Genomic DNA, 20,211 nt, shown 5'->3' on the forward strand with positions numbered 1-20,211 from the left:
TCGCCGCACTCATGCTCTGCACAACCGCACCAGCGGCAGCGCAGGGTATCCCCGTCTATGATGGGACTTCATACCTCAAACTGCTGGAACAGGCGAAGACCGCCGCGTCACAGCTCAACAAGCTGCAAGAGACGTATAATCAGGCGGTGAAGGCGTATGACGCCGCGAACGGTATCACGAACGTCAATGATATCGGCTCGATCCTGAACAGCTCGCAATCGCGAAATTGGATCCCTTCCGAAGCGAAGGATATCCAAAAGCTGATGAGTGGCGCGAACGATCAGCTCGGATCGCTCGGCACCGCCGCCAATAACATTCGCAACGGAAGGCGTGTCGATATCCCGGCGCTGGGCGCGAATGCGACGGAAAGCGAAAAGGCCGCGCGCAAGGCTCTCGATACGAACGGCAACAGCTATGCGACTGACGCTGCGGTTGCAGAAGCTGCCTATAGCGCAACCGGCACCCGCACGAAGGGCCTAGAAGAGCTGCGGCGCTCGCTCGATACCGCGACGACGCAAAAACAGGTGCAGGATATCCATGCCCGGATCGCCGTCGAACAGGCGCATATCCAAAACGATCTAATGCAGTTCCAGGCGGTGCAAGCGCGTCGAACGGCCGAAGGCGAATTGCGCGGCCAACAGATGCTAGAGACGCAAGCCGCCGCCCGCGCCGCCTATGCTAAGAGCCGCCAAAAGTGAGGGTCGTTCTGACCTTCATTGTTGGCGCGATGGCGCTAGCCGGTTGTTCGGAAAACTCCCCGATCGCGGCGCAACCGCGATCGTTGGACTTCTTCAAGGCGAATACCGCCGTCCGCAAAAAGGTCATGGCGGCATGTAAGGCGGCGCAAGGCACGCACGCTTATCAGCCGGAACAAGAATGCGGAACGGCACAAATTGCCGATCAGCAAGTAGCTCGCGAGAATTACGCTCGCGAGCGCACCGGAGGGAAATAGCAATGAATCCGGCAAGCCCTACGCTTTTCACTGAGGCATATACTTACTTCAACAGTCAGTTGAACATGTTTCTAACCCAGCGGTACGGCGATGTAGTTGACGCCGTTCGCGGGCCTCTTTTGGCAGGGCTTGTCATTTATATTGCGATCTACGCTTTCGCGATCATGCGCGGCGTTGTGCAGGAACCGCTTACCGATTTCGTCTATCGCGGCGTTAAGCTGGCAATCATCTTCACCGCCGCGACCACCGTTGCCTATCAGGATTGGATCACGGGACCGTTATTCAACGACGCGCCTAGCGCCGTCACGGAGGCAATTTCCGGCAAGCAATACGGCTCGATGGGCATGGTGTTTGATGCGCTGGAGTCTCAATCGATAGAGGTTTCAAACAGGCTGCAAACTGCCGCTGACGCAATGCCGCTTCTCATGGCACCACGCGCGATCCTGTATTACATTCTTTCCTTCATTGTTCGCCTGTTCGCTGAAATCGCATCGTGCGTTGGTTTTGGCGTCAGTATGCTGGCGCTGATATCGCTAGCGATCATCATCGCAATGGGTCCGATATTTATTGCATTGTCGCTATTCGATTGGGGAAAGCGGTATTTCAACGGCTGGCTAAATCAGGCGTTTAACTACATCGTCCTACTTGCGATCATTACGACAATGGCAAGCCTTATCACCGATCTTGGGGACAAGGTCTTAGGTCAAATGAACATCGAAGACGATGTATCTGCTGCCGTTCTTTATATCGGCTTCTACGCGCTCGGCACATTCTTCTTTTTCCAAGCCCCCTCCATTGCATCGGGCATTACTGGCGGCGCTGCCGCTGGCGCTAGCGATCTGGTCGGAAACGTCGCCCGCGCTGCCTCTAGGCCGTGGTTGCCGTCGCGGGGCGGCGGGGGCGGGGGTGGCGGCGGTGGCCGTGGTGCCGGGGGCCGTGGTGCCTCGGGCGGCTCAATCTCAAAACGATAATCTAGCTCGGGGAACGTCATGAACTGCAATTTGAATAACCGACGCTCGCGCGGGTTTAGACTCGCGGCAATCGTCGTCGCTCTCGTGGGTCCGCTGGCCGGGTGCGCCACGTCCAAGACGCCAAAGCTCGCTGTCTGTGATGGTCGGCACAAGCGGCCAGCCAATCCCTACGGAAGCATCCTGCCGGGTGCGCCGCCTGTTGTGTACGTTCCCGGTAAAAAGGGCGTGCCGGTCCCCGTACCAGCGCCATCAGCGCCAGGTGGGCCAGACGCGCCCGCACAGGTCTTCTCGCCCGATCCTGCGGCAACGTCCGCCCTCACGCCCGACGCCTCGCGTCGGGTCTTCGCTAGCTGCTGATAGGAGCCGGAAATTGGCCGAAGGTGTCTCAAAATCCGACCTCCAAAAGTATTTCGCCGATGCGCGAAGCTGGGACGAGGACCGCGCACGCGCTGCAATTAAATCGAAGCGGTTTGCCTACATCATCGCGGGTGTTGGTGCTGCGACCGGCATTACTGGCCTTGCGGCTGTGGCAATGCTCGTCCCTTTGAAACGTATCGAACTTGTCACCGTCCGCGTTAATCAGACGACGGGCGCTGTCGACGTTCAAACGGAGCTTAGTGGCAAAAAACAGATTGCTTACGATGAAGCCGTTTCTAAGTATTTCCTCGCGAATTACGTTCGTCTGCGCGAAAGCTGGAACTCGGCTTCTGGCAAGGAAGACTTCAACGCTGTAGCAATCCTATCGACTACGCCAGAGCAACAACGCTTGTCCGATCTTATGAACGTGGCAAACCCTAAAAGCCCTCGGGCTGTGCTTGGTGAAAACGGGTTTGCAAATGCTCGGGTGACAAACATCACCTTCATCAACAACCGCGTTGCTAACGTGCGCTTCACGCGCACCGTTCAGACAGCGACCACGGAACCCACATCAACGGATTGGATTGCGACTGTGACGTTCGGTTACACCAATGCGCCAATGGCGGAAGGCGACCGCTTCCGGAATCCTCTTGGGTTCCAAGTCGAGAATTACCGCGCTGATCCAGTGGTGGTCGGACGATGACGCGGGTTGCACTCGCAGCCTTGGCGCTGGGCCTAATCTCGGTTCCTGCACTGGCATCCGAAACGCCTCGCGCTGGCTTTGCCGATCCGCGCGTTCGCACCGTCGATTATGATCCGGAACAGGTTTACCGGATCGTCGGCGTCTTCCGCACGGCAACACAGGTGCTGTTCGGTAGTGACGAGGAAATCGTCAACGTCGCTGTTGGCGATAGCATCGCATGGGAGGTCGTTCCGCGTGGCAACCTCGTCTTCATCAAGCCCCGCGAGCGCGCCGGTCCGACGAACCTGATCGTCTCGACAATGCACGCCGGGCAGTTGCGAAACTACACTTTCGAGCTGACCGCACGGACAGGCTCGATCAAAGCCAATGCGCGCGACACGTTCTTTCAGGTTCGCTTTCGGTATCCGGAAGACGAACGATTGAAGGAAGAGCGGATGCGGACCCTGCAAGCGGCGCTCCAGCTCGCTAAGGTGCAGGAAACCGCTATGAAAAGCGCGCTCGATCATGGCGTTTTGGAAGGGCCGCGCAACCTCGCCTATTCTCTCCAAGGCTCATCGGATCTCGCTCCCTCGGAAGTCTCCGACAACGGGCAATTTACGGTGCTGCGCTTTCCTGCAAACCGCGAAATGCCAGCGGTCTACCTCGTGCGGCCTACGGGTGAGGAAACCCTAGTCCCGTTCGACGTGCGCGACGATTTCATGGTGATCCACACGGTAGCCAAACAATTCCGTCTCCGTCGGGGTGCGGAAGTCGTCTGCATCTACAACGAAAACCCCAAAACCTACGGCGTCGACCACGGCACCGATACCGCCTCGCCCCTCGTGGAGCGGACTATGAAGGAGGAAGAGCGTTGAGCACGATTCCGCCCATTACCGATACCGAGCCTGTCGACCGTACCCCGCCAATCCGCGACCGCACGCCCGAACAGGCCGATATCCAGCGCGGTATTACGCCAGTCAGCCGGGCGAAACAGACCGGCAAGATTGCTCCGATCGCGGGCGGCGCTCTTGTCGTTGCAGCGCTCTTGTGGATTAACCTCGGGGGCCGCGATGACTCCGCAACGACAAACACTATGGCGATGGCAAAAAGCGCCAAGGAGCGGCCGACCGATACGGCCAGACAGGTTGCCGAGTATCAGAACGGTACGCCGACGATCGCCACCGCTGCGACCGACCCCAACGCGCCGACGCTTGGGGCGTTGAACGTCGCGCCAGGTACACCGGGGACGACGACGCTCGCGAACGGCCAAGTCGTGCCGGCGATTCAGCCGGGCGCATATCCAGCGACCGGGCAGGGGGGCGCAAACCAAATGTCGCCCGCGCAAACCCTTGCACAACAAAGCCGCCGATCGCCGCTGCTCGTGTTCGGTGCTGGCGACGATAGCGGCCCGGGCGGGCAAGCTGGGGCGCCAGCGGGCAACAATGGCGGCGGTCAGCTCGGGGGCATCCAGAACGCTTCGGCGGAACAGGAAGCGCCCGGCGAACTCGACCGGCTGCGCCGGGCATCGTCGATCGGTGAATCTCGCGCGACTATGATGCCAAACCGAAATTACCTCATCACGGCCGGGACGCTGATCCCCTGCATTCTGCAAACCGCGATGAACTCGACGCAGCCGGGCTATACCTCGTGCATCGTGCCGCGCGACGTGTTCAGCGAGAATGGCCGTGTCGTCTTGCTTGAAAAGGGGACGAAGGTTCTCGGCCAGTATCAGGGCGGACTCCAGCAAGGACAAAACCGCCTTTTCGTGGTCTGGACTCGCGCGACGACGCCTCGCGGCGTTGCGATCGAACTCGGCTCGCCCGCGTCTGACGCTCTCGGCCGGGCTGGCATGGCTGGCGGTGTCGATACGTTCTTTTGGGCGCGGTTCGGCGGTGCTGTCATGCTGTCGCTCATCGATGCGGCCGGACAGGCGGGGTCGAACGCAGTTGCCAGCAGCGGAAGCTATAACGTGTCGCAGCCGTCCAACGCTGCCGGGCAATCGCTCCAGCAATCGCAGAATATCCGCCCCGTCCTCAAAAAGAACCAGGGCGAGGAAGTCGGCATTTTCGTCGCGAAGGATTTCAATTTCGCCGACGTGTACGGACTCGCTCTCAAGTGACACCTTCGAGCGGTATTCTAGAACACTACATGGAACCGCTGCGCGCTCTTCTAGCGCCTGACGACGTGACCGAACTTGTCATCAATCGGCCGGGGGAAGTCGGGATAGAGCGGCGCGGCGGTTGGGTATGGCATGACGTGCCAGAGCTTGATTTTGCATGGCTTATGACACTCGCCCGCGCTGCCGCTGCCGTCACCAAACAGGATATATCGGCTACGTCGCCAATCTGTTCGACGGTCCTCCCAAGCGGCGAGCGGTGCCAATTCCTGATCCCGCCAGCCACGCTAGACGGCATCGTATCGGCAACGCTCCGCAAGCCTTCTACCGTCACGATGGACGTTGAATCGCTGATTGCGGGGGGCGTGTTTGACGAAACGGAAGCGGCATCGCGCGCCATTTCTCCGACCGACCAAGAGCTAAAAAGACTGTTGGCCGCGAAGGATTGGCAAGCCTTCCTCCAGCTCGCAGTCGTCAGCCGGAAAAACATCCTTATCAGCGGCGCGACCGCCTCGGGTAAAACCACGATATCGAAGGCGCTAATCCGGATGATACCGGAGGACGAACGGCTCCTGACGATCGAGGACGCCCGCGAGCTGACTATGCCGCATAAGAACGTCGTGCATATGATGTACGCAAAGGACGGGCAAAGCCTCGCCAAGATCGGGCCGAAAGACTTGCTCGAAAGCGCTTTGCGAATGCGCCCTGATCGCATCCTGCTCCAAGAGCTTCGCGACGGGACCGCGTTCTTTTACTTACGTAACGTCAACTCGGGCCATCCCGGTTCGATTACAACCGTCCACGCCAGTTCGGCCGAAGGCGCGTTTGAACAGCTAACCTTGCTCGTAAAGGAATCGGAAGGCGGGCGTGATCTTGCCCGTGACGATATCCGGGGTCTGCTCCGCAGCCTTATCGACGTGGTTATTCAAGCGCAAAAGGTCAAAGGCCGCTGGAAAGTGAAGGAGATATTCTTTGATCCGTATATGGGGGAAAAGTCCGGCGACTAAGACGGCTGTTGTCGTCTGCGCCGTGATCGTCTTCGCTGTTCTATCGTTCGTCATTGGCGTGTTCATTGCGCTGGCCGCGCTGAAACAGCTCAATTCGCATATGAGTTTTGCCGCGATCCCTAAGTGGGTCTGGTACTATCGGTATGATCCGATCCTGCAAACGTGGCTCATGCGCGGGTCGTTCCTCGGCGCGGCGCTCGTCGCGATCGGCGCGCTACTCCTGTTCCGGAATACCAAATCGCTCCACGGAGAGGCGCGCTTTGCCAACACCAAGGAAATCGAAACCGCTGGGCTTCGGTCGAATGACGGCATCCTATTGGGTAAGTTTGCCGGGCGCTGGCTTACTACAAATTCGGAAGCGCATGTGCTGCTGGAGGCTCCCACGGGTGCCGGTAAGGGCGTCGGGATCGTCATTCCCAATCTATTGAATTGGGCGGGGTCGGTCGTCTGCCTCGATATGAAGCAAGAGAACTTCAACAAGACGGCTGGCTTCCGCGCCAAGCACGGCCAGGCGGTGCATCTGTTCGATCCGGTCAACCGGGAGGGGCTTACGTCCTGCTATAACCCGATCGGCTATATCGACCGCGCCGATCCCGTTCAGGTCGTCGACGAGTTGCAAAAGATCGGCGCGATGCTGTTCGCCGCGCCGGAAAAGGGAGATCCTTTCTGGGCGGAAGCTGCTCGGACGGCTTTTGTCGGTGTCGGCGCGTGGCTGGCCGCAACGCCAACGCTCCCGTTCACGATCGGGGAAATCTATCGCAGCATCACGACGGGCGATCCAAAGACCCGGTTCGCGCAAGAAATCATCGACCGGGAGGCGGCTGGAAAGCCGCTCTCGATCGCGTGCATTACGGCGCTTTCCGATTTCACCTCGGCGTCGGACAACACCTTTTCCGGCATTAAACAGAGCGTCACGACAAAGCTCGGGCTGTGGCTCAATCCGTATATCGACAAGGCCACCGCGACGAGTGACTTTGATTTGCGCGAGCTGCGCCTAAAGCCAATGTCGATCTATCTCGGTGCGACCGTCAACAACATCGACCGGCTAGCGCCGCTCTACAACCTGATCTTTCAGCAGATTGTCGACCTCAACACAGATTCAAATATCGGTGAGTACGATCCGAAAACGCAACATCGCTGTTTAATCCTTCTCGACGAGTTCGCGAAGCTCGGCCGTGTGCCGGTGATCGTCTCGGCAATTTCCTTCGTTCGTAGCTACGGCTTGAACCTCTTAATCGTGGTCCAAAACAAAGCACAGTTGAAGGACGGTGCCGACGAAATCAGCGCGAACAGCGATGTTACGGTGGTTTATACCCCGAAGGAGTTCAAGGACGCCAAGGACATATCCGATCGCCTCGGGACACATGGGCTTGGCGCTAAGTCGAAAAGCCGGGGTGGCTCACTGTTCGGGCAGTCGAACAACAGCGTATCGGAAAGCGAACATGCCCGCGCACTCATGTTGCCGCAGGAAGTTCTATCGATGCCGCTCGACGAGATTCTAATCTTTAAGCGTGGCGTTTTGCCGATCAAGGCGGCGAAGCTCATTTACTACAAGATGGAAGAGTTCACGTCGCGCCTTCTGCCCGCTCCAAAGGTACAAGCTAGCGATGCCTCGGCCCTCCCCCCGCCAAGCTGGGTGGATAAAGCTCCCCGTGATGCCGGGGCAGTACCTCCAACGCCACCAACGGAACCGGCTCCCGCCGCTCCAGGTGGTGCCGCTGCTACTGTACCAGCCGACGCCCCGCATCAGGCTCCCCCGGCTCCGCGCGAGCTGACAGACGAGGAAATTGATAGTCCTGCGTTGCTCGATACCAATGCGCTCATCTTGGGCGATCACGATCCATTCGAGGCAATCAAGGCCGGTGCCGACAAGGTTGTAGCGGTCGAAAACTGGTTGGCTGGCGTAATGCACCCCGAAGACCGCGAGCGGGACGCCGCATAACCACGAAGGAGGATAACCGATGGCCGATCGCCAATATCTCTCGGTCCCCTACGCTGAACGGGACGAAGCAAAGGCCGCTGGAGCGCGCTGGGACAAGGATAAGAAGCGTTGGTACGTCGGCCCCAAAGCCGACGCGGAGGCCGTTGTAGCGCGCTGGCGCGAGCGCCCTCGGGAAGAACTATCGGAATCCGATATCCGCGCGTCCTTCGCGAGTGCAATGCGTGACCTCGGCCTTAATCCAACCGGGCAACACCCGATTATGGACGGCAAGCCGCATCGCATCCCGGTCGAGGGTGAAAAGGGCGGTCGGGAGTCCGGTCGGTATGTCGGGTATCTCGACGGGCATCCGGCCGGGCATATCAAGAATTATAAAAGCGGCATCGATACGCCATGGAAGCTGGAGGGCGTCACCATCGCCCCCGAAGAATCCGCCCGGTTGAAGGCCGAATTTGAAGCCAAATCGGAAGCGCGTGCGGCCGAACGTACCGCCACCTTCGATGCGACTGCGCGGCGCGTTACCCGTCAAGCTGATCGGCTGTCGCCTGTGGTCGCGGCTACGCCATACATGGTCGCAAAGGGCATCAGCCCGGCCGAAGGTGCGCTTACGGATCGCGACGGAAAGACGACGTATCTCCCCGCGATCGACGTCACCGGCAAACAATGGACGATGCAATATATCCGTGACGATGGGACGAAGCGGTTTGCAAAAGATAGCCACAAGGAAGGCACGTTCCACGTTGCGGGGGGCAACCTCGCTTCGTTGGAAAAGGTGCCTGTCATCATCATTGGCGAGGGGTATGCGACTGCCCGCACCGTTGGCGAGGAAGTCGGTTTCCCGACTGTTGCAGCGTTCGATTCCGGCAACCTCAAAGCCGTAGCTCTCGCCCTGCACGATCGCTTTCCCGACAAGCCGATAATCATCGCTGGGGATGACGATCGCGCGGAAGAGCTGAAAGGTCGACCAAACCCCGGCAAGGATAAGGCCGTCGCCGCTGCCTTGGCCGTGAATGGTCGGGCGATCTTTCCCGAGTTCGGCCAGGAGCGCGACGCCAACCCCGGCGCATATAGCGATTTCAACGATTTGAAGATGCGTAGCCCGAACGGGCATGTCGCCATTTCTCTCCAATTTGCCGAAGCTGTGCGTGAGGTGGTGTTTGCTGCCGCCCGCGCCGAGCAAGAGCGAACAGTCCATCAAACAGACGCGAACAAGGAGCGCCCTATGCCTGACGACGCAAACCCGGAACCGGGTCGCGATACGGAGCGCAATGCGCCCGCGATCGAGCGTCCCGCCGCTGCCGTCCCCGCGCCGGAAGCCCCTCCCGTTGACCCTGCAAAGCTCGATGCTGACCGCGAAAGTTCGTCCGGACGAACTTTTCGGGAGGATACCGCGCCCGCCAGCACGTCACCCGAGCGCGCCGATGATCCGGCTCCGGTAGCTCAACCCGCGCGCAAAGCGGCCGATGACGAACGGGGCGCGGCGGAAAATCAGCCTCCTTCGCCAGCCAACGAAAACACCATTGGCCCGGTTGGACCTGAAAGCGCCCGCGATCGGGGGCCCGGTGCTGCCGCTGCCGGCGTCCCGCCAATCGACCGCGATAGCCGCGTGGACCCTGACCGTTCGGCCGGTCCCTCGCGCGATACTCCCGGCGAACCGGATCGCCCGTCTGATCCTGCCGCGAAGAAGCGTGAACAGTCGCTAGAACCGGGTGACGTACCGGACGAGATTGCGCGCCGCTATTTCGTCCAGAAATCCAAATGGTCGGGCGAACCCGGTTTCTATGAATCCAGCACAGCAAAAGACCCCGCGTTTCGCGATCAAGGCGGCAAGCTCGTCGCGCATACTGATAGCCCGGCGACTGCGCGCGATCTGGTCGCGGTTGCTCAACATCGCGGCTGGGGCGAAATCCAAGTCACCGGGACCGACGCCTTTAAGCGCGAAATCTGGTTGCAGGCGATGCAGCAGGATATCGGCGTAAAGGGCTACAAGCCTACCGAACGCGATTTACAGGAATTGAACCGCCTTCGGGAGGCCAACGCCGATCGCCAGAACAATAGCGTTGCGCCGATCGAACGCAGCGGCGCGGAACGTGTCTCGCCCCGTCGTGCTGATAGCCCCGATCGTGTGCCAGGTGCGCCCCCCGCCGATCGCGCGGCCGACTTTAAGGACGGGGTTCGCGGAAAGCTGGTCGAGACTGGCCGGGCAAACTTCAAGGAAGGCGATCCGTCCAGCTCGTCGCCTTACGTTGATGTTGAACTATCGAACGGTGATCGTCGGCGCGCTTGGGGGGTCGGCCTTCCCGATGCTCTCGCGCGCTCGAGCGCGGCAATCGGTGACAGCGTTGTGGTTCAACGCGGCGAGCGTGAAACGGTCCAAGTCCCGCAACGCACGCAGGATAAGGAAAGCGGCGAATGGTCGACGAAGACGATCGAGGCGCAACGCGCCCGATGGTCTGTCGAGCTGACCGAACCTAATCGCCAGCAGTCGGTTGACCGCGCTGCGAACGATCGAGGATCTAGCTCGCCTCAAACACCCGATCGCCAGCCTACACAGGGCCGTTCGGCCGCAAGTGCGCCTGACCGGACCCAAACACCGCCAACGCCTCGTGACGGGCCTTCCCGTGGCTCTGACGCTGCCCCGGCTGAACGCCAATATCTCGCGGTTCCCTACAAGGAGCGTGAAGCGGCGAAGGCGGCTGGCGCACGGTGGGACGGAGCCGAAAAGCGTTGGTACGTTGGCGAACGCGCTGACCCGGCCAAGCTCGAACGGTTCACGGTTCGCGATCAAGGCGACGATCGCGCCTCAAAGCTCATCGGCGCCGATCGCACCGCCCGCGCTAACATGAAGATGATTGAAAGCGTCGTGGGGAAGGCGCTGGCTGACGATCCAGAAGCCGCAAAAAAGGTGTTGGCGTCGGCCCGGTCGCAACTTGCCGATCGCGTCGAACAGGGAACCGGCCTCCGAACCCCGCAAGTCCGCGGTGGTCCCGATCGCACGCAAGCCGGAAGCTCACAAGCAACGCCAGCCCGCCAACCCGCTCCAGCTCGTGCGGTCGAGGGTGCGCCACCTGTTCCGCCAACCCCTCGGCGCGAACCCCCGCAACGGTCGCGGGGGCGTTAGGCGATGCTACTGCTCTGCCTCGCCATCGCCTTGCACGACGTTGACGGTCCTATTCGGTGTCAGTCTGGCGAACGCATCCGCCTTGCCGGTGTCGGTGCAACTGAACTCGATGGCTCGCGGCGACCGGGACAACCCGGCGTCGCGGGTGATCCCTTCGCACAACGCCGGGCAATGGCTGTCGCGCTGGGGGGCGGCGTCGGCGCGGACAATCGACGGCCGGACGGATATCTTACTTTCGCCCGGCCGGTTCGCTTGTCGTGCGAAGCGGTTGGGACAAGCTGGAATAGGACTGTTGCGTGGTGCCAACTACCGAACGGCCAGGACGCGAGCTGCGTCGCGATTCGTGCCGGTATCGCCGTTCGCTGGGCTAAGTTCGACCCTAGCCAACGGTTAGCCCGCTGCGCGCGATGATCGCGTTTGTAGGTAGCGAATTGGCTGAGATGGGTGGTGTTACGCTCTGTATTTTTAGCGGTTTGCACCCTATATTTGATAGGACAAGGAGCGCGTGATGGCCGATGTTGGACTAGCTACCGGGAAGACGGAAGCGGAGCTTATTCGGGAAAGTATCGACGCTAACCTCCCTTATCTCCACTCGCAACGCTGGGCCGTAGAACAGGGTCGGCTTCGTGGTGTGATCGATAAGGCTCCAGACGCGGAAAAAGCTGCTGCAAAAGAGGCGCTTTCAAAGCACTATGATACGCGCGGCGATGTAGAGAGTAGCCGCGCCCCTTTAGTGCAGCGCGCAATGCAACAGATAGAAGCTCGCAAAACAAAGTGAGTGACGATCAAAAGCCATTGCGCGACGATGAACGCGAGAAACTTGCTCGCGATCTAGCAGAAACCGGAATCGAGAAATCGACCGCTGTAAAAGAGCCGTTGGCTATTTTTACAGCGGGGCAGTCGGGTTCTGGAAAGAGCATGATCGTCAACTCGATGCGGATTCAATTCGAGGGTGTTGGCGGTGCCGTCGAAATTGATCCGGATAAAATCAGGCCGCAAATCCCATACATGCGCGACCGGATCGAGCGCGGCGACTTAGATATTCCGCAAGTCGCATTCTCTGACGCTGGCAATCTCGCGCACCGTGTCATGCAGATATCCGCAGAAGAGCGGCGGAATATCATTTATGATGGGACGCTATCGAACTACGGCAATTCCTCCAAAAGTATGGATGAACTGAAAGACAAGGGATACCGTGTCGAGGTTCACGGAATGGCTGTGTCTCCGGATTTAAGCCATGCAAGCACTTACGATCGCCGCGAGGTCGAAATCGTCGACTCCAAAACCGGGTTCGGTCGTGGAGTAAGTGATGAGTTTCACGATCAGGCCGTAAAAGGTCTAGTCGATACGATCGAGAAATTGCAGCAGAACAACAATGCTCACGCGATCGTTCTTTACGGTCGTGACGGAAAGGTTGTCGGCAGTAGTAACCTAGAAAACGGCAAGTGGGTGCCCGATGAACGCCTAGCGGATACCCTTCGCGACATTCACAACAACCCCGATCGCCGCAGCCTAGAAGACGCTGCTAAAACTTGGGATCGTGCATCGGATCTTATGCGCTTCCGTGGCGCTGATCTTGACGAACAGCGGAAAATTGAAGGCTTTCGCGTTGCCTCTCACGAACGCCTACCGGCTGAACCGTCGATCGACGCAGCGGCCCCAAACCGGGCGAGTCCGGATGCCGATCGCGCGAACACTGGCGAACGCCTCATCATCGCGGACGGAACGCGCATTCACGAAAAGCGCATTGATGGTGGCTGGCGCGAGCAGGACTCGGAACCACAGGGTTCTAGCCCCAAGGGGGTCTATCGTCTCGATACCGCGCGGGAAGCCGATCCTAAGTCGAAGGAAGAGTATCGCGGCGCTGTCCTGCACGTCGACAAAGCGAACGTGTACCAGCTCGGCAACGACGGCCAGGTAACGCGCCACGATCGCGACCGCTTCAAGGAAACCCCTAGCGTCGGGGACAATGCTCGAATTGGATACGACAAAGGCCAAGCCGCTGTGCTGACGCGCACGGCCGAACCTACTCCGGATCGCGTTGCGCCTTCCTCAACCGTGCAGACGCCGGCAGCGCCAAGCCAAACGCCAACCCGCACGCCTCCCGACCGCGAGCGGTAGGGCGTGCGGGCTTCTGCATGACGAAAGCCGGGCGCATCGCAGCCGCGTCAATCGCGGCAATTCCGATCGGGATTGCGATCGAGCTGGGTTTGGAAATCTCCACCAGCCTTGATCGCTACAACGCCACCCTCCCGCAAGCGATCGAGGCCGCTCGCCATTCCGTCTTCATGCCCTACGGCATTAAGGATTGGATAGTTTGGGCCGCGCTAGTGTTGATCGCCTTCGCTGTTCGGGAGGCTGTTACCGCCCGTCACGATCGAACCTCGGAAAAGGCATAAAGATTGACCGTCGATCGCCCGCCCGAACGTGCCGAACGGCTCGTAATAATGAACGGTAGCCGCCTTCACGAAAGGCACCTTGGCGGACAGTGGACCGTCATGGATTCAGAACCGCAGGGCATGAACCCTCGTGGTATTCATCGCCTCGACACAGCTCGGGACGCCGATCCTAAGACCAAGGGCGAGTATCGTGGTGCGGTGCTGCACGTCGACAAAGCCAACATTTATCAGCTCGGCAACGATAGCCAGGTGGTGCGCCACGATCGCGACCGCTTCAAGGAAACGCCTACTGTCGGAGAAGGTGCGCGCATCGGTTATGACAACGGCCGGGGCGTCATGCTCAATCGCTCGATCGAACCTGTCGCAAATCGTGGGAGCCCACCCACCCCAGCGCCCACACGCGCTACACCTGGTCGCGAACGATGAAGCTGGAAGCATCACACCTCATAACGATTGCAGTGCTGCTTCTCGGCGGATTGGGCTATCTTATCAAAAGATACATTGAGAGTAAGCGAGAGACGGAACTTGTAGATAACGCTCACAAGTGGGCGAAGCTATATCGTGAAGTCCATGATCGCGCGCCAACTGTAGATGAAATTCTAAGAATAAAGGCCACTTTTATGCAGAAGAAGGGCGTAGCTAGCGACACGAACGATGGTCCTAAAGCTATTGAAGTCAGTGCAAATGAAGCGCCGGAATGGATGTTTTTTGGCTATGACCTGACCGATTGGGAGAGGGAGCAAGCCAAAGATGCAAGGGAATATATACCCAACTCGAATTAAACGAACGCGCGTCGAAAGCTGCCGAATTGATAGACACTGAGCTTTCTAATACGTCCTCTGATCTTCGTGGCATCCTACTTGAAAACGAACGCAATCATTTCGACGGTGCTATAAGAGATTGGGAACCTTTCGTATTAGTCAATCGACCTATGCAGCATCGCAGTATGAAGGCGGAACAATCGCACCAATGGTATATTGGAGCGAATACTTCGGAATATCCAAAAACAGAATTGAGAGTTTACGCTCGGACCTTAACTTCCGCAAACAGACCACGGAGCGCGAGAACGAGGTTTTTGCGGCAATTGCGTCTGCCTTAGATAGTGGCTCTCATCATTAATGGAAACGGACACTCAACACTATGCAAGGCTCGCCCAACGTGAGCTAGACTGCGCTGAACTGTCATTTGATCCCGTCATTAAGATTGCTCACCTCAATCTAGCTGCCAAGTACGCAACGCTTGGTGATAAACGCACTCACCTATCACTTAGGGAACCGCGCAAATGAACAAAATAAAATCTGCCCTTCTCGCCTTGACGTTGTGCGCTATTATCGGGGCCTGTTCAAATAAGTCTGACAATCGTTCGGATGATGCTTTTCGTGCTACGCCTTCACAGGAGGCAGCAAGGATAAAAATGCATAAGACTACAAAGGAAAAACGTAGCAGCTACCAGCAATAGCGATGCCGTCTCATTACTGGCCAACAGATCATATCATAAATCGACGCACAGACCTGCGATGATCGTTTCCGCGTGTTGAATAGCAAGGGCTTCCATTTCTGGCCACTGATCTTTTTCTCCGGCGAAAAGCTGCTTATACAATGCACCTGTCACCATAGGTCCTAGTATGGACAGGGCATGATACCGAGGATTGCCAGCCCGTACCTCTCCATTTGACTGTCCAGTAGCGATGATCTTTTCGATGGCATCCAGCATTGGCGCAACGACTTCATCGCGCCAAATCTCTGCAAGGTCGGGAAAGCTCCGACTTTCTGCCAAAACCATCCGGATTACCGAAGGAATCCGACTGCCATGCGCTGCTCTAGCAAGTTGGCGCAGCAAGGCTGGCACTAGGGCCGCAACCTTTGCTTCGATCGGTAAAACGTTGCCGACAAGCGCCAGATTTTCTCCGACGAGGTGGCGCACGGACGCTCTGAACAAATCCTCCTTCGTGTCGAAGTACCGGTAGAGCGTCCCTTTCACCACGCCGGCACGCTGCGCGACTTCGGTGAGCTTCGTTGCGGCGAAGCCGTTCAGCACGAACAACTCCAACGCCGCTTCGATGATCTCACCGGGCCGCGCATCTTTGCGCCGGGTCCATTTGGGTTCAGTTTCGGTCATTGGCGGAGCTTGAATCCCTTGCTGGTCAAATAGCCCTCGATCGCGGAAACGGATTGATCGGGGGCTGCGAATGCAATGTAGGTATCGGGACGCAGGAGATAGGCCGCATCCTGCCCGAACCCAGCGTCCTTGTACTCTGGCGCCCACGCGAAGACGTTCAGCTCGACGCCCCGCTCATCGCACCATGCGCGGAGCTCGTTATGGGCTGTGCCATAGACGTGTACCTGCCATCCGATCTTACAGAGCGGCTCGTAATTGTCCGATCCTGCGGCCGCGACCCAGGGAAGGCGGTCGCCACCCTTAACCTTTCCGGCTTGGCCCTCGCTAACCGGGCTGTCCTGATAGGTCAGCGTCGTTTGCGACACCGTGCGGAACATGAACTCGCGCATAGTAGCAAAGCCGTACGCCACACTGGCAACAGTCGGAAAAATATGGGTCCGCACGAAGTCAGCGACATTGCCCTGCTTGGTCGCGAACGTGAACAACCGGTCCGTCGTGTCGACGACCTTGCGCGCAAAGGCACGGCGTTCTGCATCATAGCTGTCGAGCAAGCTGTCGGGGGCATGGCCCTTGAACACTTCCGCGAGCTTCCATGCGAGGTTGATCGCATCGCCAATGCCGGTGTTCATGCCCTGACCACCGGCCGGGCTGTGAACGTGCGCGGCATCGCCCAAGAGGAACGCACGACCGTGGCGGAAGCTGTCGGTGACGCGGTGATGGACCCGGTAGTGCGAGAACCAGTTCACCTTGTCGATCGTGATCCCGAGCTTGCCGATCGCCTCGTGGCTGACATCATCGAACGTCAGATTTTCGGGATGCTCGGCGCGCTCACCGCGCACGGTGCCAATGAGGCGGAACGTGCCGCTATCGCCGTAAGGCAGGATCATAACGAAGTCGCTGCCGTCGAGCGCAATATGCGCTTCGTCAGCGGGTTCGATACCATGCAGCATCACATCGGCGACGTAGAAAATCTGCGCGTAGGTGCCGCCTTCAAAGCTGCCACCAACCTGCTTGCGGACCGTCGAACGCGCGCCATCGGCACCAGCAATATAGCTTGCCTCAAACACCTCTTCCGATCCGTCTGCGGTACGGAGCCGCGCCGTGACGTGATCGCCCGCTTCCTCGAAGGAGAGCAGTTCGGTTTTGCGCTCGACGCTGACGCCCATCGCCTCAAGCCGCTCGATCAGGAAGCGCTCATGCTGATCCTGCGGGAACACAAGCAGGAAGGGATAGGGCGTCAGACCCTTGCCAGCGTCGCCTAGCGACAACTCGGCTCGACGCTTGCCGCCTGCCCAAAAATTCATGGCGAGATCCTTGTGTCCCGCCGCGACCACCGCATCGCCCATATCGAGCTGGCGATACAGTTCGAGCGTGCGGGCCTGCACAGCCATGGCGCGCGAGGTTTCACCTGGCCCCGCACTCTTGTCGATAATCCGAACACCGATGCCCTGCTTGGTCAGCCAGAGCGCCAGAACGAGGCCGGTAGGACCGGCCCCCACGATCAGAAGCTTATCTGCCATCACAAATCTCCCTCGTCATTAATGACTCGCAAGTCATTAGTTGGAGCTTTGGCATGACAATGCAAGGGCTGAATCGAGGCCATTCGTGGTTCTAGGATCGCCACCTCTGGCGCACGGGTAAGCTTGTCCATTTTACTATCCCGGCCGGTACACTCATGATCGGAAGCGGACTTGGTGTACCAATCTCGTTATCGCCTCACAGTCGGGACGGGCGAAACAGTCACGTTCCCCCGCGTGAAGCATCGCTTGCATTTTAGCCGCGCGCTGGCTCGCGGCATCGGTAGTGGCAATCCGCCGAAAAGCTTCAACACATCCGCGAACGGAACGTTGATTGTCCGTCCACACTGACAGACAATCCGCATATCTGCACGGTGATGGGCGTAATCCAACGTCGTATCAAAACGAGCGGTACTCATCGCGCAACCGGGATTTCCGCGATGTTCGTCGTCCACGAATTAGATTTCTGGCTGCGCTTCGTGTCGAAAGCCTTCGGCCCTCGCCCCTGCGCCGCTACGGTGATCGTATCTCGCCCGAACCGTGCATTTAGTCCGTCCATCGCGGCCAACAGGCTAGGAGCGCGCGGGTCAACGGTAGCAAACAAGTCGGCCTGTGCCGCTCCAGCCGGGTTTAGATCCTCCAGCAGGACGCCGCATTTCGTATATACCCCGCCCTGCTGAAACATCGCCTCGGTAAGCCTCGTTGCCATCCCGACTATTACGCGCGGGTCATGGCTCGCCGGGGACAAGCGCGCCGACCGCGATGCGCTCGGTGGGTTCGGCCGGTATTTGCTGCCGTGCGCGAACACTATCATGCGAGACGCCACCAGCCCTTGCGCGCGTATCTTCTCGGCCGCGCGAGCTGCGCGACGTGCCATCGCCTCGCATAGGTCGTCCAATGTGCTGACAGGTGCGCCAAACTGCCGCGTGACGGCTGCTCCCTTCATCGCCTCCGGTTCAACTGTGAACTCGGCGCACTCGATACCGTTCAACTCACACACAAGGCGCTCCAGAACAACGGTTCCGGCGTCTCTCGCGACTGCTGGGGGCAATGCAGCAAGGTCAGCCGTAGTTCGCACCCCTAGCGGCTTCAGGCGGGCCTCCAGAGCCTTCCCGATCCCCCAAACCTCTCCGACCGGCCATTGCGCGAACAGCCGGCGACGCAATTCCTCATCGTGAAGATCGACGACGCCGCCCCAAATCTTTTCGGTCGCTTTTGCAAGCGCGTTGGCAACCTTTGATAGCGTTCGCGTTGGTCCTAACCCTATACGGGTAGGCAAGCCTACACTGCGCGAGATAGCATCAATGACGCGGTGCGCGGTTACTACGTCTCCGGTTCCATCAGGAAGGACCGGGAGGCGAAAAAAGCTCTCGTCTATTGAATAGACCTCTACCGTATCGGAGAAGTCTGCAATTACCGAATTAAAACGTCGATTTAGGTCGGCGTATAGTTCGTAATTTGACGAACGAACTTCTATTCCGTGACGTTTTACAACATCGCGAATCTTAAACATTGGATCGCCCATTTTTATATGCAGGGCTTTTGCTTCCTCGCTTCTAGCGATGGCGCATCCGTCGTTGTTGGATAGTACGATTACCGGCACGCCACGCAAGCGAGGATCAAAAAGCCGCTCGCTCGATACATAGAAGTTTGCCACGTCACAGATTGCATAGGACATAGCTCGATCTAACGCCGGTAGTCGCGGACGCCCGATCGCACGACGCCCCACACGTCGACCGCCTCATCTGCGATCGTCACGGGGTAGCTAGCCGATACGTTGCGCGCCTCCAAGTGCGGCACACCTTCGCGGAACACCAGTTGGCGACAGACGAATCCGCCATCTACAACCGCGATTACGATGTGACCGTCTGACGGGCGCGTGTCTCGATCGACCACAACCACGTCATTATCGTGGATTCCTGCGTCCCTCATGCTGCTTCCCTCGATCCGGAAAACAAAGCTCGCGGCTCGGTCCAATCGTAACAGGTCCACCAGATTGACGGACTCGCAGGACCAGTCCTGCGCGGGCGACGGGAAGCCAGCTCCAGCGGCTGCGAGAATGCGCGGAAATATACCTAGCGGAATATCTGCGATCGGAATTGGCTGCATCAGCGGCAGCATTACGGCGTCTCCCTTCGGCTCCTCATAACGCATGAAAGAACAGAAAGGGAACGCCTAGATTTTCGGCTGACCTGATTTAGGCGGCGGGGTTCGTGCTTTCGAGTATCATTGCGAACCCCTTGTAAGCCCTCGGTTAAGCGTCGAAGCTACCATGATGGCTCTAACTGGCGACACATCACCGACGTACCGCGAGAAGGTCGTTCAAGGGGTGCTTACTGCTGTTGTGGACGCTGGCGCTGTGCCAGGTGCGGAGGGCGGTTATATCGAGCTAGATAGCGCGGTGAACGCGCTATGTGCTGCGATTGCTACTCTCGTCATGCAATCGGGTGAAGCGACCACCGCAAAGGATCGGCGTGAGACTGCGGATTATTGTCGGGGTGAAATTGCGAAGGTCATGCGCTCGATCGCAGACGGTGCGCCGATAAGCTGGAAGCTCGATCCTATTGGGCGCTCCAACTAGCCTGACGATCGCCGCACGGCTCGTTGCCTAACGCAAGCAGATGAACCATCTTCGCGGTATGGCAAACACCCCCGATAGCTTTGAACAGTCCGCTCAAATCGTCGAAGCGTTCGCGGAAGGCGAAACCGACGATCGCGTTTTGGAGCTGCTGCGTAAGATCGCTCAAGCGATCCGTGACCACGCAATAGACGACTAGGGATCGTATAATGTGCAACCGCGCCCGCATGGACGGCGAACCGGAAACCCTATGGGGATCGGCGTCGAAGCTCTTTATCGAACGCCCCCGCGACAATCGGTTTAATCCGCGCGAGCTGCGACCCAAAAGCCGCAACTACATTATCCGCGAACAGGGCGGCGAACGCGCCTGGGACGTGATGACGTGGGACGTTACTGGCGGCAAAGCCCCGTGGCCTATGACGAACGTGCGAAACCTCGCGCTGCCGCAATGGC

The 20,211-nt window shown here is 58.8% G+C and carries 19 protein-coding genes and 1 pseudogene; 16 read left to right on the top strand and 4 right to left on the bottom strand.

What is annotated here, in order from left to right:
- Positions 1–11: 11 nt before the first annotated feature.
- From U1763_RS18250 to U1763_RS18315, 14 genes are all read left to right on the top strand, one after another.
- Positions 12–698, top strand: coding sequence for a type IV secretion system protein (locus U1763_RS18250; protein ID WP_332756362.1), 687 nt, complete (start codon positions 12–14; stop codon positions 696–698).
- On the top strand, positions 695–952 hold the full coding sequence (locus U1763_RS18255; protein WP_332756363.1) for an EexN family lipoprotein: 258 nt from the start codon (positions 695–697) through the stop codon (positions 950–952). Before U1763_RS18250 ends, U1763_RS18255 begins: the two co-directional genes overlap by 4 nt.
- A gap of 2 nt (positions 953–954) precedes the next feature.
- The gene (locus tag U1763_RS18260; RefSeq protein ID WP_332756364.1) at positions 955–1,923 is read left to right on the top strand and encodes a TrbL/VirB6 family protein; all 969 of its coding nucleotides are present in this window, start codon (positions 955–957) and stop codon (positions 1,921–1,923) included.
- Positions 1,924–2,293: 370 nt separating this feature from the next.
- Positions 2,294–2,983, top strand: a complete 690-nt coding sequence (locus tag U1763_RS18265; RefSeq protein ID WP_332756365.1) for a VirB8 family type IV secretion system protein — start codon at positions 2,294–2,296, stop codon at positions 2,981–2,983.
- Positions 2,980–3,837 carry a P-type conjugative transfer protein VirB9 gene (gene virB9 / locus U1763_RS18270; RefSeq protein ID WP_332756366.1) on the top strand — a complete coding sequence of 286 codons (858 nt, stop codon included), beginning with the start codon at positions 2,980–2,982 and terminating at the stop codon, positions 3,835–3,837. The genes U1763_RS18265 and virB9 overlap by 4 nt, the downstream gene beginning before the upstream one ends.
- Positions 3,834–5,081, top strand: a complete 1,248-nt coding sequence (gene virB10, locus U1763_RS18275; protein ID WP_332756367.1) for a type IV secretion system protein VirB10 — start codon at positions 3,834–3,836, stop codon at positions 5,079–5,081. The genes virB9 and virB10 overlap by 4 nt, the downstream gene beginning before the upstream one ends.
- 29 nt (positions 5,082–5,110) lie before the next feature.
- Positions 5,111–6,085 carry a P-type DNA transfer ATPase VirB11 gene (gene virB11, locus U1763_RS18280; RefSeq protein ID WP_010218645.1) on the top strand — a complete coding sequence of 325 codons (975 nt, stop codon included), beginning with the start codon at positions 5,111–5,113 and terminating at the stop codon, positions 6,083–6,085.
- Entirely contained in the window at positions 6,051–8,027 is a 1,977-nt protein-coding gene (locus tag U1763_RS18285) for a type IV secretory system conjugative DNA transfer family protein (protein ID WP_332756368.1), read from the top strand. Before virB11 ends, U1763_RS18285 begins: the two co-directional genes overlap by 35 nt.
- 19 nt (positions 8,028–8,046) lie before the next feature.
- Positions 8,047–11,145, top strand: a complete 3,099-nt coding sequence (locus U1763_RS18290) for a DUF5710 domain-containing protein (RefSeq protein ID WP_443026940.1) — start codon at positions 8,047–8,049, stop codon at positions 11,143–11,145.
- 508 nt (positions 11,146–11,653) lie between these two features.
- On the top strand, positions 11,654–11,923 hold the full coding sequence (locus U1763_RS18295) for a hypothetical protein (protein ID WP_332756369.1): 270 nt from the start codon (positions 11,654–11,656) through the stop codon (positions 11,921–11,923).
- On the top strand, positions 11,920–13,266 hold the full coding sequence (locus U1763_RS18300) for a zeta toxin family protein (RefSeq protein WP_332756370.1): 1,347 nt from the start codon (positions 11,920–11,922) through the stop codon (positions 13,264–13,266). Before U1763_RS18295 ends, U1763_RS18300 begins: the two co-directional genes overlap by 4 nt.
- Positions 13,267–13,283: 17 nt before the next feature.
- Positions 13,284–13,544, top strand: coding sequence for a hypothetical protein (locus U1763_RS18305; RefSeq protein ID WP_332756371.1), 261 nt, complete (start codon positions 13,284–13,286; stop codon positions 13,542–13,544).
- Positions 13,545–13,547: 3 nt separating this feature from the next.
- Positions 13,548–13,970, top strand: a complete 423-nt coding sequence (locus U1763_RS18310; protein ID WP_332756372.1) for a KfrB domain-containing protein — start codon at positions 13,548–13,550, stop codon at positions 13,968–13,970.
- Positions 13,967–14,326 (top strand): hypothetical protein, encoded by a 360-nt coding sequence (locus U1763_RS18315; RefSeq protein WP_332756373.1) that lies wholly within the window; start codon positions 13,967–13,969, stop codon positions 14,324–14,326. The genes U1763_RS18310 and U1763_RS18315 overlap by 4 nt, the downstream gene beginning before the upstream one ends.
- A 710-nt stretch (positions 14,327–15,036) precedes the next feature.
- Here the strand turns inward: U1763_RS18315 and U1763_RS18320 are convergent.
- The 4 genes from U1763_RS18320 to U1763_RS18335 form a co-directional block, all read right to left on the bottom strand.
- Positions 15,037–15,663, bottom strand: coding sequence for a TetR/AcrR family transcriptional regulator (locus U1763_RS18320; protein ID WP_332756374.1), 627 nt, complete (start codon positions 15,661–15,663; stop codon positions 15,037–15,039).
- A complete protein-coding gene (locus U1763_RS18325) occupies positions 15,660–17,183 on the bottom strand; it encodes an FAD-dependent monooxygenase (RefSeq protein WP_332756375.1) in 1,524 nt (507 codons plus the stop codon). The genes U1763_RS18320 and U1763_RS18325 overlap by 4 nt, the downstream gene beginning before the upstream one ends.
- Before the next feature lie 412 nt (positions 17,184–17,595).
- A complete protein-coding gene (locus tag U1763_RS18330) occupies positions 17,596–18,858 on the bottom strand; it encodes a Y-family DNA polymerase (protein WP_332756376.1) in 1,263 nt (420 codons plus the stop codon).
- Between the two features lie 8 nt (positions 18,859–18,866).
- Entirely contained in the window at positions 18,867–19,301 is a 435-nt protein-coding gene (locus tag U1763_RS18335; RefSeq protein WP_332756377.1) for a S24 family peptidase, read from the bottom strand.
- A gap of 500 nt (positions 19,302–19,801) precedes the next feature.
- Between U1763_RS18335 and U1763_RS18340 the strand changes: the two genes are divergently transcribed.
- Both U1763_RS18340 and U1763_RS18345 read left to right on the top strand, forming a co-directional pair.
- Positions 19,802–19,957, top strand: a complete 156-nt coding sequence (locus U1763_RS18340) for a hypothetical protein (protein ID WP_332756378.1) — start codon at positions 19,802–19,804, stop codon at positions 19,955–19,957.
- Positions 19,958–19,967: 10 nt separating this feature from the next.
- Positions 19,968–20,211, top strand: a pseudogene (locus U1763_RS18345) (DUF159 family protein); the annotation flags it as partial.

It is taken from the genome of Sphingomonas sorbitolis (genome assembly GCF_036663875.1).
In the GTDB taxonomy this organism is placed as follows: domain Bacteria; phylum Pseudomonadota; class Alphaproteobacteria; order Sphingomonadales; family Sphingomonadaceae; genus Sphingomonas.

Excerpts from the sequence above, each read along its gene's own strand:
- U1763_RS18295 (WP_332756369.1), top strand. The coding sequence starts at position 11,654 with ATGGCCGATGTTGGACTAGCTACCGGGAAGACGGAAGCGGAGCTTATT.
- U1763_RS18330 (WP_332756376.1), bottom strand. The coding sequence starts at position 18,858 with ATGTCCTATGCAATCTGTGACGTGGCAAACTTCTATGTATCGAGCGAG.
- U1763_RS18340 (WP_332756378.1), top strand. The coding sequence starts at position 19,802 with ATGAACCATCTTCGCGGTATGGCAAACACCCCCGATAGCTTTGAACAG.
- U1763_RS18325 (WP_332756375.1), bottom strand. The coding sequence starts at position 17,183 with ATGGCAGATAAGCTTCTGATCGTGGGGGCCGGTCCTACCGGCCTCGTT.
- U1763_RS18335 (WP_332756377.1), bottom strand. The coding sequence starts at position 19,301 with ATGCTGCCGCTGATGCAGCCAATTCCGATCGCAGATATTCCGCTAGGT.
- virB9 (WP_332756366.1), top strand. The coding sequence starts at position 2,980 with ATGACGCGGGTTGCACTCGCAGCCTTGGCGCTGGGCCTAATCTCGGTT.
- U1763_RS18305 (WP_332756371.1), top strand. The coding sequence starts at position 13,284 with ATGACGAAAGCCGGGCGCATCGCAGCCGCGTCAATCGCGGCAATTCCG.
- U1763_RS18315 (WP_332756373.1), top strand. The coding sequence starts at position 13,967 with ATGAAGCTGGAAGCATCACACCTCATAACGATTGCAGTGCTGCTTCTC.
- U1763_RS18250 (WP_332756362.1), top strand. The coding sequence starts at position 12 with ATGCTCTGCACAACCGCACCAGCGGCAGCGCAGGGTATCCCCGTCTAT.
- U1763_RS18320 (WP_332756374.1), bottom strand. The coding sequence starts at position 15,663 with ATGACCGAAACTGAACCCAAATGGACCCGGCGCAAAGATGCGCGGCCC.
- U1763_RS18290 (WP_443026940.1), top strand. The coding sequence starts at position 8,047 with ATGGCCGATCGCCAATATCTCTCGGTCCCCTACGCTGAACGGGACGAA.
- U1763_RS18260 (WP_332756364.1), top strand. The coding sequence starts at position 955 with ATGAATCCGGCAAGCCCTACGCTTTTCACTGAGGCATATACTTACTTC.
- virB11 (WP_010218645.1), top strand. The coding sequence starts at position 5,111 with ATGGAACCGCTGCGCGCTCTTCTAGCGCCTGACGACGTGACCGAACTT.